Source organism: Leucobacter sp. CX169 (genome assembly GCF_017161405.1).
Classification (GTDB): domain Bacteria; phylum Actinomycetota; class Actinomycetes; order Actinomycetales; family Microbacteriaceae; genus Cx-87.
Window position 1 is genome coordinate 2,443,282 of sequence record NZ_CP071051.1, and the last position, 12,543, is coordinate 2,455,824.

At 68.1% G+C, this 12,543-nt stretch carries 11 protein-coding genes and 1 riboswitch; of the genes, 5 read left to right on the top strand and 6 right to left on the bottom strand.

The genetic code is table 11. The features are described 5' to 3' along the window. Window positions 1-51: 51 nt before the first annotated feature. From JW030_RS11185 to glyA, 4 genes are all read right to left on the bottom strand, one after another. Window positions 52-732 (bottom strand): DedA family protein, encoded by a 681-nt coding sequence (locus JW030_RS11185; protein ID WP_241095442.1) that lies wholly within the window; start codon window positions 730-732, stop codon window positions 52-54. 99 nt (window positions 733-831) lie between these two features. After that, complete coding sequence (gene mgtE, locus JW030_RS11190; protein WP_188046577.1) at window positions 832-2,175, bottom strand: magnesium transporter; 1,344 nt, start codon at window positions 2,173-2,175, stop codon at window positions 832-834. A 39-nt stretch (window positions 2,176-2,214) separates the two neighbouring features. After that, window positions 2,215-3,096: a bifunctional methylenetetrahydrofolate dehydrogenase/methenyltetrahydrofolate cyclohydrolase gene (locus tag JW030_RS11195; protein ID WP_188046578.1), complete on the bottom strand. Its 882-nt coding sequence runs from the start codon at window positions 3,094-3,096 to the stop codon at window positions 2,215-2,217. 4 nt (window positions 3,097-3,100) lie between these two features. Further along, on the bottom strand, window positions 3,101-4,384 hold the full coding sequence (glyA, locus tag JW030_RS11200; protein ID WP_188046579.1) for a serine hydroxymethyltransferase: 1,284 nt from the start codon (window positions 4,382-4,384) through the stop codon (window positions 3,101-3,103). Between the two features lie 44 nt (window positions 4,385-4,428). Next, window positions 4,429-4,511: riboswitch (ZMP/ZTP riboswitch) on the bottom strand. 40 nt (window positions 4,512-4,551) lie between these two features. Here glyA and purU point away from each other — a divergent pair. Further along, on the top strand, window positions 4,552-5,457 hold the full coding sequence (purU, locus tag JW030_RS11205) for a formyltetrahydrofolate deformylase (RefSeq protein ID WP_188046580.1): 906 nt from the start codon (window positions 4,552-4,554) through the stop codon (window positions 5,455-5,457). Between the two features lie 175 nt (window positions 5,458-5,632). Here the strand turns inward: purU and JW030_RS11210 are convergent, their stop codons facing one another. Further along, window positions 5,633-6,289 carry a TetR/AcrR family transcriptional regulator gene (locus tag JW030_RS11210; RefSeq protein ID WP_188046581.1) on the bottom strand — a complete coding sequence of 219 codons (657 nt, stop codon included), beginning with the start codon at window positions 6,287-6,289 and terminating at the stop codon, window positions 5,633-5,635. A gap of 190 nt (window positions 6,290-6,479) precedes the next feature. Between JW030_RS11210 and JW030_RS11215 the strand changes: the two genes are divergently transcribed. The 4 genes from JW030_RS11215 (at window position 6,480) to JW030_RS11230 (ending at window position 11,302) form a co-directional block, all read left to right on the top strand. Next, window positions 6,480-7,886: an APC family permease gene (locus JW030_RS11215; RefSeq protein ID WP_188046582.1), complete on the top strand. Its 1,407-nt coding sequence runs from the start codon at window positions 6,480-6,482 to the stop codon at window positions 7,884-7,886. A gap of 121 nt (window positions 7,887-8,007) precedes the next feature. Next, window positions 8,008-9,633, top strand: a complete 1,626-nt coding sequence (locus JW030_RS11220) for an amidohydrolase (RefSeq protein ID WP_188046583.1) — start codon at window positions 8,008-8,010, stop codon at window positions 9,631-9,633. Window positions 9,634-9,818: 185 nt separating this feature from the next. Beyond that, window positions 9,819-10,181, top strand: coding sequence for a DUF2568 domain-containing protein (locus JW030_RS11225; protein ID WP_188046584.1), 363 nt, complete (start codon window positions 9,819-9,821; stop codon window positions 10,179-10,181). Between the two features lie 56 nt (window positions 10,182-10,237). After that, window positions 10,238-11,302 (top strand): LLM class flavin-dependent oxidoreductase, encoded by a 1,065-nt coding sequence (locus tag JW030_RS11230; RefSeq protein WP_188046585.1) that lies wholly within the window; start codon window positions 10,238-10,240, stop codon window positions 11,300-11,302. Between the two features lie 78 nt (window positions 11,303-11,380). On the opposite strand, the gene JW030_RS11235 is transcribed toward JW030_RS11230, so the two are convergent. Beyond that, window positions 11,381-12,451, bottom strand: coding sequence for a C45 family peptidase (locus tag JW030_RS11235; protein ID WP_188046586.1), 1,071 nt, complete (start codon window positions 12,449-12,451; stop codon window positions 11,381-11,383). Window positions 12,452-12,543: the final 92 nt, after the last annotated feature.

Consider the following 12,543-nt stretch of genomic DNA (forward strand, 5'->3'; position numbering starts at 1 on the left):
GCTCGACTGCAGGATCCTGTCCGAAGACCGCCCCGGCTGCGGCCCGGCCAGCTATTCCGAAGCCCGCGCGCGTTTCCGGTTGCGCAACACCCGCGACACGACAAACCACGCGACGAGCGCGAGAATGATGATGACGATCAGGTCCGAGAGCACTCCACTCCATTGCTCGAGGAGTGGCCGGATCGCGGGGCCGAAGGCGTAGCCGAGGCCGATCCAGAGGCCGTTCCACAACCCGGAACCGGCGAAGGTATAGCAGGTGAACTTCAACAGCGACATGCGCTCAATCCCGGCCGGGATCGAGATAAACGAGCGCACGAGCGGCACGCAGCGCCCAAAGAAGACGGCGGCGCCACCCCACCTCTGAAAGAACGCTTCGGCCCGATCGAAGTCGTCGTGCTCCATGAGCGGGATCTTGCCGACCACCCGGCGCGTGCGATCGCGCCCGAACGCCGCCCCGATCGCGTACCAGAGCCACGCGCCAATGAGCGCGCCGAGCGTGGCCATGGCCCACGCCAGCCAAAAACTCATGCGCCCCTCGTATGCGAGAAATCCTGCCCCGGGCAGTACCGCCTCGGAGGGGATGGGCGGCACAAACGTTTCGATCAGGACGGCGAGGCCGACGCCGATCTCGCCGAGCTTGTCCATGAGGTCAAGCACCCACCCAATGAATCCCTCGTATCCGGTGCTGGGATCTGTCTGAGCCAGCACGGTGGCGGCGAGGGAGAAGGTCACAGGTGCTCGGCTTTCATCGAAGATCGTGAACGGCAGGGAAAGTCTTCGGGCGCGCGAGCGCCCCGACCAGTATGCCGCGCCCCGCTGGCAGAATCCCGGTTACAGGCCGAGGACGGCGCGAGCGATCGTGAAGTACACGATCAACCCGGTCGCGTCGCAGAAGGTCGAGATGAAGGGGGTCGAGAATACTGCGGGGTCAACACGGATGGCCTTTGCGAGCAGCGGCATGGCCCCGCCAACGGTCGCCGCAAGCGCGCAGATGATGAGCAACGACAGCCCGATGATGATGCCGAAGTCGAGGCCGAACACGAGGCCCGCGAGTGCGAAGCCGAGCGTGCCGAGCAGGGCGCCCAGCAGGGCACCCACCTGCACCTCGCGCAGCAGCACCTTGCCCACGTCGCTCGGGCGCACGTCACCCACCGCGAGGGCGCGGATGACCGTCGCGGCGGCCTGCGAACCCGTATTGCCTCCCGTGCCGGTGAGCAGTGGGATGAACAGGGCGAGCACGACCTGCTGTTCAAGCGTCGCCGAGAAGATGTCGAGCACTTGCACCGTCAGCAACGCCGAGACGGCAAGCACGAGCAGCCAAACGACCCGCGAGCGGGTAATCGAGAACACCGAGGTCGACAGGTACGGGCGGCGCAGCGGCTCGGCGCCGCCGGCGCGGGCCGCGTCCTCCTCCTCCGCGTCACGCAGGATCTGGTTCGCGTCGTCGATCGTCAAGATGCCCAGCAGGCGCCGCTCGCTGTCCACCACGGGCATCAGCAGATACTCGCCATCGCTGAGCAACCGAGCCGCTTCCTCCGCCGGGAGTGTCGCGTTGACCACTTCCGGCTCGCTCATCAGCTCAGCGATGCGAATGCCGGGATCACTCGCGATCACTTCGCGCAGGCTGACCACGCCAACGATTTCTCGCGCGCGGTCGGTGACCAGCACGGTGTAAATCGTTTCGGCGTCGGCGGCACCGCGGCGCACCCGCTCCATGGTCTGCGCCACGGTCAGATCCGGGTGCGTGCTCACATACTCCGGGCTCATGCGCCGGCCCACACTGCCCACCGGGTAGCCCAGGATCGCCGCGGTCTGCTCGCGCTCGCGGCGCGGCAGGCCGTGCAGCAGACGGGTGGCGACGCTCGCGGGGAGCTCCTCGATCAGCTGCGCCCGATCGTCGGGGTCGAGCTCCGCGAAGAGCGAGGTGACCTCGTCATCGCGCAGCGCAGCGACCAGGTCACCCTGGACGGCCGACTCGAGCCGCTCGAACACCTCAAGTGCCCGATCCTTGCTCAGCAGGCGGTAGATGATCGCGGCGCGGGCCAAGCTGGTGCGCTCGACGATGTCTGCGACCTCGCGCGGGGAGAGGAGGCTCAGGAGCTCGGAGGCGGCGGACAGCCGACCCGCCGCAACTTCTTGCAGCAGGTCCTGTTCGATGCGAACCGTTTCTTCCATGAGCCTCTCCCTTCCCAGCGCGAGCCTAGCGGTGCGGGATTAGGCGGAGGCGCGCTCCGCCATCTCGACCACGTTCTGCAGCAGCAGCGCGCGCGTCATCGGACCGACTCCGCCGGGGTTCGGCGAGATCCACGACGCGACCTCGGCCACCCCAGGATCGACGTCCCCGACGACACGGCTCTTGCCGGTCTCCGGGTCAGTCTTGCGCGAAACACCCACGTCAAGCACGATCGCTCCCGGCTTGACGTTCTCAGCGGTGACGATGCCTTCGACTCCCGCGGCAGCCACGATCACGTCGGCACGGCGCAGCTCGGCGCCGAGATCCTGCGTGCCCGTGTGCGTCAGCGTGACGGTCGCGTTGAACTCGCGCCGGGTCAGCAACGGGCCGATCGGGCGGCCGACGGTCACCCCGCGACCCACCACGACGACATGCTTGCCCGCCCACGACAGGCCGTTGCGCTCGACCAGTTCGATCACGCCGCGCGGCGTGCACGGCAGCGGCGTCGTGATCTCGGTGTTCGCGTTGAGCACGAGCCAGCCGAGGTTCGTCGGGTGCAGCCCGTCCGCGTCCTTGTTCGGGTCGATCTTCCCGAGGATCCGGTCGGTATCGATGTGCTTCGGCAGCGGCAGCTGCACGATGTAGCCGGTGCAGGCCGGGTCGGCGTTGAGGTCGTCGAGGACGGCCTCGAGCTCCTCCTGCGTCACCGTCTCGGGCAGCTCGCGCTTGATCGACGAGATGCCGACCTCGGCGCAGTCGCGGTGCTTGCCCGCGACGTACCACTGCGAGCCCGGGTCGGCGCCAACGAGCACGGTCGCGAGCCCGGGAACGATCCCGCGCTCGGCGAGAGCCGAAACCCGCACCCGCAGCTCGTCCTTGATCGAAGCAGCGGCTGCCGTCCCGTCGAGTTTCTGAGCGGTCAACGGCCTACCACTCTTCGAGGCCGGGGTACAGCGGGAACGCGTCGGCGAGCTTCGTGACGCGTGCCGCGAGCGCCTCGACGTCGGCACCAGGCTGCAGAGTACGCGCAATGATGTCCGACACCTCGGCGAACTCGACATCGCCGAAGCCGCGGGTCGCGAGCGCGGGGGTGCCGATGCGGAGGCCGCTCGTCACCATCGGCGGGCGCGGGTCGAAGGGCACCGAGTTGCGGTTGACCGTGATGCCGACCGCGTGCAGCGCGTCCTCGGCCTGCTGGCCGTCGAGCTCGGAGTGGCGGAGGTCAGCGAGCACGAGGTGCACGTCGGTGCCGCCCGTGAGCACGTCGATGCCAGCAGCCTTCGACGCGTCAGAGGTGAGGGCCGACGCGAGCAGCTTCGCGCCCGAGAGGGTGCGCACCTGGCGGTCCTTGAACTCGTCGCTCGCGGCGAGCAGGAACGCGGTCGCCTTCGCGGCGATCACGTGCATGAGCGGGCCGCCCTGGTGGCCGGGGAAGACGTTCGAGTTGATCTTCTTGTGGATCTCGAGGTCGTTCGTGAGGATGAAGCCCGAGCGGGGGCCGCCGATGGTCTTGTGCACGGTCGACGAGACGACGTGCGCGTGGGGCACCGGGTTCGGGTGCAGGCCCGCGGCGACGAGGCCAGCGAAGTGCGCCATGTCGACCCACAGGGTCGCGCCCACCTCATCGGCGATCGCGCGGAACGCGGCGAAATCGATCTGACGGGGGTACGCAGACCAGCCGGCAATGATGACCTTGGGCTTCGCCTCGAGCGCCTTCTGGCGAACGACGTCCATGTCGATGAGGAACGTCTCGGGGTCGACGCCGTAGGAGGCGACCTTGTAGAGCTTGCCCGAGAAGTTGAGCTTCATGCCGTGGGTGAGGTGGCCACCGTGCGACAGCTCGAGGCCCAGGATCGTGTCGCCCGGCTCGGCGATTGCCGAGAGCACCGCGGCGTTCGCCGACGCACCCGAGTGGGGCTGCACGTTGGCGTACTTGGCGCCGAACAGGCTCTTGGCACGGTCGCGGGCCAGGTCCTCGGCGATGTCGACGAACTCGCAGCCGCCGTAGTAGCGACGTCCGGGGTAGCCCTCGGCGTACTTGTTCGTGAGCACGGAGCCCTGGGCCTCGAGCACGGCGCGCGGAACGAAGTTCTCGCTCGCGATCATCTCGAGGGTGCCGCGCTGGCGGCCGAGCTCCTGGGTGAGCACTGCGGCGATCTCAGGATCGACGACCGCAAGGGGCTCGTTGAAGAAAGCGGACTGGTTCGTCAAGGAATTACCTCTTTCACTCCCACCCGGCACGCGGGTGACATCAGTTCAACGGCCCAGGCGAGCGGCCAGACTCTCGGTTCGTCGCTCCCCGATGGTGTCCATCTGTACGCCAGTCACGACTGTTCGAAAGCATATCAGCGCAGCGAGATCTACTACCCTGGGGAGCGATGAGTACCACCGCCGCGCAGTCCGCGCTTTCCCCAGCCCCCGTTTCCGCTCCCCAGTGGGTCCTCACCCTGTCGTGCGTCGACGGTCCGGGAATCGTGCACGCGGTGAGCGGCGCGATCGTGGCCTCCGGCGGAAACATTGAGGAGAGCCAGCAGTTCGCGAGCCACGACACCGGACGCTTCTTCATGCGCATCCAGGTCGCGGCGGTCGCCCAGCCCGAGACGTTTGAGGCGCGCTTCAACGACGCGCTGTCGTCCGTCACGCACCGCTACAACATGTCCTGGCGTCTCGACGTCGTGGGCCGCCCGGTGCGCACCCTCATCCTGGCCTCCACCGCGACGCACTGTGTCAACGACTTGCTGTACCGTCGCCGGGGCGGCCAGCTGCCCATCGAGGTCCCGCTGATCCTGTCGAACCACGAGACCGTGCGCGACATCGCCGAGTTCTATGGCGCGCCGTTTGAGCACCGCGCCATCGCGGGCGCCGAGGACAAGGCCGCGTTCGAGGCTCGCGTGCTCGAGGCGGTCGAGGAGCACGACATCGAGCTCGTGGTGCTGGCCCGCTACATGCAGATCCTGTCTCCCGAACTCTGCGAGGCGCTCGCGGGACGCGCGATCAACATCCACCACTCGTTCCTCCCGGGATTCAAGGGTGCGAACCCGTATAAGCAGGCGCACCGCCGCGGCGTAAAGCTGATCGGCGCGACGGCGCACTTCGTGACGACCGACCTCGACGAGGGCCCGATCATCGAGCAGGCCGTCACCCGCGTCGACCACTCCTACTCGCCCACCGAGCTCATGCAGCTCGGTCAGGATGAAGAGGCGCGCACCCTGCGCCGCGCGGTGACCTGGTTCGCCGAGAACCGGATCCTGTCCGACGGCGACCGCACGATCATCTTCCACTAGGCGAACCGGCAGGATCCTGCCCCTGCGCCACCCCGCCCCGCGCGCCGCGCCGCGTGCGCCACTTCGAGACGTCTCAATCTGCGGCATGACCTCGGGGGAAGCCGCAGATTGAGACGTCTCGGCGAGGGTGGCAGGGAGAGCGTGGGTGGCCGGGAGGGCGGGATCCTGCCCCGGCCTACCCCACCGCGAGTCGCGCGCGCAGCCCGCTGATCATCACGTCGAGCCCGAGCTCGAATGCGACGTCGGCGGGTCGACGCCCGGCGATCGCGGTTCGCCGCGCCGCGTGGGCGGCCGTGTAGAGCGGCACGTCCACGCGATCCCCGGGGTTGAGGATTTCGTCGTCGGCGACCGCGTCGAGCGCGGAGCCGAGGATGAACGACTCGAGCGCGACCATGACCGACAGCAGCTGGTCCACGGGCCAGCCACCCTGCTCGAGCGCGGTCAGCACCTTTTCGTACATCAAACTGATGCGCGAGTCGGGCAGCACCGGGGTGACCGCGAGCAACGCAATCGTAGGCGGGTGCGCGGCGAAGGCGTCCCGATAAGAGTGCGCCCAGACCACCAACGCCTCGTCCCAGGGCAGCTCGTCAAACATTGCACCGTCGATGCGATCGCCGATGAGCTCGCGCACCCCGGCGATCACGTCGTCCTGCCCCGCAACGTGGTTGTACAGCGCGGAGGGCTGCACGCCGAGCTCACGCGCGATATCGCGCATGCCCGAGCCGTGCGCCCCGCGCTCGTCGAGGAGCTTCAGTCCGGCCTCGAAGATGATGTCGCGGCTGAGCACGCGTTTGGGGGGCCGCCCAACACGGCGCTTGGGTACAACAGTCATGCGTGAATCTCCCTTGGTTCACTGGGGATCTCGCTTCCCCGAGCCGCACGCCCCCAGTGTTGAGTTCGCGCGGCGCCCTACTTCGTACTAATGTCTATCAGCAGTGTAAAGAACACCGTTCATTAAAAGCGAACCGGGGCTTTCGCGCTCGCACGCTGAGCGCCCACACCGGGTATCAAGGGAGATAACAGTGAGTCAGACGCAAACCGTTCACCTGAAGCGGGAGCTGGGCCTCGGCGGCCTTGTCCTCTTCGGCCTCGCCTACATGGCGATCGCCACGGTATTCACCACTTACGGCATCGTCAATCAGGTGACCGAGGGTCGCCTGCCGCTCGCCTACACGGTCGCGCTGCTCACGATGCTCTTCACGGCCTACAGCTACGCCTCGATGGTGCGCCGCTATCCGGTCGCAGGATCCGCGTACACCTACGCGCAGCAGGCATTTGGCGGCGGCGTCGGCTTCATGACCGGCTGGGTGCTGCTGCTCGACTACCTCTTCATCCCGATGATCAACTTCATGATCCTCGGCCTGTACGTGAGCACGCAATTCCCAAGCATCCCCGCCTGGATCCCCTCGCTGCTCACCCTGCTCGCCGTCTTCGTGTTCAACGTGCTCGGCATCAAGCTGGTCAGCAAGCTGAACATCTTCGTCATCGCGCTGTCCGTGGCCTCGATGGCGATCTTCGCCATCTTCGCCATCAAGATGACGATCAACGACCCGAATGCCCCCGGCATCCTCGAGCCCTTCATCCCCGGTTCCGAGGGCTTCAGCCCGATCTTCGCTGGCGCAGGCATCCTCGCCCTCTCCTTCCTCGGCTTCGACGCGGTTTCGACCCTGTCGGAAGAAGCCAAGCACCCGCGGCGCGACATCCCGCGCGCCATCATGCTCACGACCCTCATCGGCGGCGTGCTCTTCATCGTGGTCTCGTGGATCGGCGCGCGCGCCTACACGCTCCCCGACTGGGCTGAGGCTCCCCGCGAGCTGATCGACGCGGCCGGCATCGTGCTCGCTCATCACGTCGCAGGCGATTGGCTCGGCGTCATCTTCGTCGTCTTCTCGGTGGCCGGCTGCTTCGGCTCCGGCCTCGCCGGCCAGGTCTCGGTCGCCCGCATCCTCTACTCGATGGGCCGTGACGGCACGCTTCCCAAGCCGCTCGGGATCCTGTCGAAGCGATTCGGCACCCCGATTATCGCCGCGACGGCCGTCTCGATCTTCGCGCTGCTCAGCCTCGTGCTGACGCTCGAGCAGGCGGCGTTCATGATCAGCTTCGGCGCGCTCGCCGCGTTCGCGATGGTGAACCTCTCGGTGATCCGCGTCTACCTGTTCCCGAAGCAAGGCGAGGTCGCCGAGCGCACCCCCCTCGGTTGGATCAAGTACGGCATCGCCCCGATCATCGGCTTCGCCCTGACGATCTGGCTGTGGACCTCACTCGATCCCGGCACCTGGGTGGTCGGCGGCATCTGGTTCGCCGTCGGCCTCGCGATCCTGCTCGCGAAGACCCGTTTCTTCACGAAGCCGGTGCCGAAGATGGACCTCTCGGAGGGCCCCGAGACGCGCGTCATCGACGCGATCGCCAAGGAAGCCCCCTTCAAGTAGGCTGCGACGGGGCGGCGCGCATGGCGTCGCCCCGTTTCCCTGCCCAGCGGTTCACATCCCACAGGATCGCCGCGGCCGCAGCATCCTCAATCACACAGCTCGAGCAACTCGGAGGTCACCGATGACCACGGTCATTACCGGCGGAACCATTCTCATTGACGCGGATCTGGACGGGTCCCCCGTCAGCACTCACGCGATCGCCTTCCGGGATGGCCGAGTTGCCGCCCACGGCGCCGAGGCCGAGGCGCTCGCGAGCGCCGCGGGCGCCCGTACGCTCGACCTCGCGGGGGGTGTGCTCGCCCCCGGACTCGGCGACGGCCACTGCCACCCGATTCTCGGCGCGCTCGAGGCGAACGGCCCGGCGGTGCGCGCCGCGGCAACCGTCGAAGAGATCGTGGAGGCCGTCCGCGTCTGGAAGGAAGCCCACCCCGACGACGAGTGGATCATCGGCGGCAGCTACGACGCGACCTTCACCCCCGGCGGCATCTTTGACGCCCACTGGCTCGACGAGGTAACGGGCGATACCCCCACGATTCTGCGCGCCTGGGATTACCACACCGCCTGGGTGAACTCAGCTGCGCTCGCGGCCGGCGGCATCACCGCCGAGACCCCCGACCCCGAGCTCGGGCGCATCGTGCGCCGCGAGGACGGCTCGCCGATCGGCACGCTGCAGGAGGCCGCGGCAAACGACTTCCTCGCGAACATCGTTCCCGTGCGCGGCCTCGCCGTCCGCGTCGACGCGATCGAGCGGGCCACCCGCGAGTTCGCCGAGATCGGCATCACCTGGATCCAGGACGCCTGGGTCGAGGGCAGCGACGTCGCCGTCTACCTCGATGCCGCCGCGCAGAACCGCCTCCACACGCGCGTGAACCTCGCGTTCCGCGCCGACCCCCTCACCTGGCGTGAGCAGGTCGCCCAGTTCCTCGCCGACCGCGAGCGCGTGATCGCTCTCGGGCACGAGCGCCTCACCGCACAGACCGTCAAGTTCTTCCTCGACGGCGTGATCGAGGGGCACACCGCGGCCCTGCTCGAGCCCTACGCCGACCGTCCCGACGACTCGGGCCTGCCGAACTGGACCGACGCCGAACTGCAGGCGGCGACCGCCGCGTTCGATGCCGCCGGCTTCCAGCTGCACCTGCACGCCATCGGCGACGCCGCGAACCGCAGCGCCCTCGATGCGTTCGAGGCGATCCGCGACAGCGGCGTCGACCCCGAGCGTGCGCGCCACCACGTCGTCGCGCACGTCGCGATGCTCGCGCCCGAGGACGTCGCCCGCTTCGCCGAGCTCGACGTCATCGCGAACTTCGAGCCCTACTGGGCCAAGTGCGATTCGGTCATGGAGAACCTCACGATCCCGCACATCGGGCAGGATCGCGACGACCGGCAGTACCTCATCGGCTCGCTCGTGCGCTCGGGAGCCACGATCTCGTTCGGCAGCGACTGGCCCGTGACCACCCTTGATTGGCGCGAGGCGTTCTCGACCGCGATCCTGCGAAACAGCCACCTCACCCCTGACGAGCCGGCCTGGCTGCCGAACGAGGTCGTGAACGCGGGCACCGCCCTCGCGGCGTACACGAAGGGCATTGCGCGCCAGGCTCTCGCGCCCGAACGCGGCACTCTGGCAGTCGGTTCGCCCGCCGACGCCGTCTGGCTCTCGGGAAACCCGCTCGAGGTCGCCGCGCACGAGGTCCCCGACCTCGCGGTGCGCGTCACCTGGATCGCCGGGGAGCCGACCTACACCGCGTAGCTCGCTCCAGACCGGCGGCGCACTGCACGACGTGTGTCGCCGGTCTGGACTCCCCTGGTCGCGCGGATCTCGCGATTTTCGTGCGACGTCTGCGCGTCTCTTCGACCATAGGAGGCACGGGGCGAAGGCGGGGCTGGTCACCGGGCCCGGCAGTTTCACCGCCCGACCGCCGGTACACTGGAGGGGTGAGCAGCAATCCTGTCCCGGCCCCCGTCCAGTCCTCAATATTGCAGGCGGCGCGTGCCCTGTGGCACCTCCTCGCCGTCGTCGCAATCACCGTCTGGGGCTTCCTGGCGTGGCCGCTTCCGCTGCCCGGCATCTTTGTGGGCCTGGGCGCCCTCGTCTTCTCGGTACTGATCTGGGCGCTGTTCCTGTCGCCGCGCCCCGTGCTGCCGACCGACCGCTTCGGCCGCAGCCTCGTCGAGCTGGTCTTCCTCGGCTCAGCCGTCGCCGCGGCGCTCGCGATCGGTGTGCCGTGGGTCATCGCCGCCGTCTACGGCGTGGTCGGTGCCGTCTACGGCTACCTCGCGCTGCGTCCCAAGGCGTAACCTCTTCTGCAGGATCCCGGCGGAATATCGCGGCCGCATTTCTGGTTGCACCCGGCATGGAACCTGACGCTGCTGCCCCATCCTCCCGCCTGATCCTTGGCCTTGACACATTCGGCGACGTCACTGAGCGCGCCGATGGGAGCACCGCTTCACACGCCGAGGTGATCCGCGACGTCATCGAGCAGGGCGTCGCCGCCGAGCGCGCCGGGGTCGACGCGTTCACCCTGGGCGAGCACCACCGGGCTGACTTCGCAATCAGCTCGCCCGAGGTCATCCTGGCCGCGATCGCCGCGCGCACGGACCGGATCCTGCTGGGCACCGGCGTAAACGTGCTCTCGAGCGACGACCCGGTACGCGTCTACGAGCGCTTCGCGACGCTCGACGCGATCAGCAACGGACGCAGCGAGGTGGTGCTCGGACGCGGCTCATTCACCGAGTCGTTCCCGCTGTTCGGGTACAAGCTCTCCGACTACGACACCCTGTTCTCTGAGAAGCTCGAGTTGTTCTCACGGCTACGCGCCGAGGGCCCCGTGACCTGGTCGGGCCAGCACCGCAGCGCGCTCTCCGAGCAGGAGGTCTTCCCGAAGACCGAGCGCGAGGGCGGCGTAAGCGCGTGGATCGGCGTGGGCGGCAGCCCTGAGTCCGTGTTGCGCAGCGTCCGATCCGGGATCCCGATGATGCTCGCGATCATCGGCGGTGATCCCGCGCGCTTCCTGCCCTTCGTGCGCCTCTACCGGCAAACGCAGATCGACCTCGGCCGCGAGTCGATGCCGCTCGCCGTCCACTCCCCCGGGCACATCGCCGAGACCGACGCACTCGCGCGCGAGCAGCTCTGGCCCCACTTCCGGGACAACCGCAACCGCATCGGCGCCGAGCGGGGCTGGCCGGCGACCACACGTGAGGAGTTCGAGCACGAGGCCGACAACGGCTCGCTGTATGTCGGCTCTCCCGAGACGGTCGCGCAGCGCATCGCTCAGACCGTGCGCACGCTCGGCCTCGACCGCTTCGACCTCAAGTACGCGAGCGGGCCAATGCCGCACGCGGAGCTGATGCAGTCGATCAAGCTGTACGGCCACGTCGTCGCCCCGCGGGTGCGCGAGCTGCTTGCGGCGCAGGTCTAATCGACACCAGCAGCCGAAAACGACAGTGGCGCGTGACCGGGAAGGTCACGCGCCACTGTCGTCAGGAGACCTCGGAGACTACTGCGGCACCGTCATCTCACGCCACGCACCGGTCGCGGCCTCGGTCGGCATTCCGTCGAGCACGCGAATCGTGCGGGTCGAAGGCTCGGTCACGATCGTGGCCAGGGTGCCCCAGCGCTCACCGAGCTGCTTGGTCATGTCGGGCACGCTGCAGAGCGGCGGCTGGCCCTCGCCGCTGAGCAGCAGCTCGACCATGGCCTCCGCGCTTGCGGGCAGCCCGCCCGCGAGACGCTCGCGCACGAGCGCGAGACGCTCGGACGAGTCGGGCTCGTAGACCTCGGTCTTCTGCGCCGCGAGCGGCGTCACGTCCTGAAAATGGTTCGTGCGCTGCACCGATCCGTCAACCTCGCCAATCACGAAGACACCGTCGGGGCTCATCTCGACCGACACGGACTGTTCGCCGTCGAGCATCGTGAAGGCCGACGACGAATTGATCGGCGCCTCGCGGATCAGCTCGATCGCTTCAGCGACGCTCGCGCACTCGGAGAGAACGATCGACGACAGCACATGCATCGGCACGCCGCCCGGGCCGTCCAGGCGGTGTCCGAGAATGTTGAAGTGCAGAGCGAGACCGCGCTCGTTCATGCCGATCTTGCTGAGAATGCCCTGCTCAGTGAGCCCCGCATAGCGAAACCCCGGGCCATCAACCTCGTGCGTGTGCCAGAACTGGTCGAGCTCGATGTGCCAGTCCCAGGTCTGCACGCCGAGGCGGCGACCGTCGACGAGGGCGGCGACCGTCGAACACTCGCTCGAGCCGGTGCTGCTCAGCGCAATAATTTCGGTGCGCGCATTCAGCGCGACGATCTCAAGCAGGTCGAGGCCGGATGACTCGGCGACGGCGGTGAGCTCATCGACGATTTCGGGGCGCCAGACGGATAGGGCCTCGACAGTGCGCTGGGCGCCTTCGCGCTCCATCTCGAGGGTGACGCCGAGCTTGCGGAAGAGCTCCGCGTAGCCGGCGTAGGCGCCGGGCAGGCTGCCTCGCAGCTGCTCGCCGCGGCTGCGGCCAAGTTCGGCCCGGGTCTCGCCCGAGACGCGAAGGTGAAGTCGTTCGGATTTCTGGGTCATGAAAGTACTTTCATTCGATGCCGCGCCGTTGCGGGGCATTCAGCCTATAGTGCGGTGAGGCCGGCGAGTGTTCGCCGGCGCTGAGGCGGGTG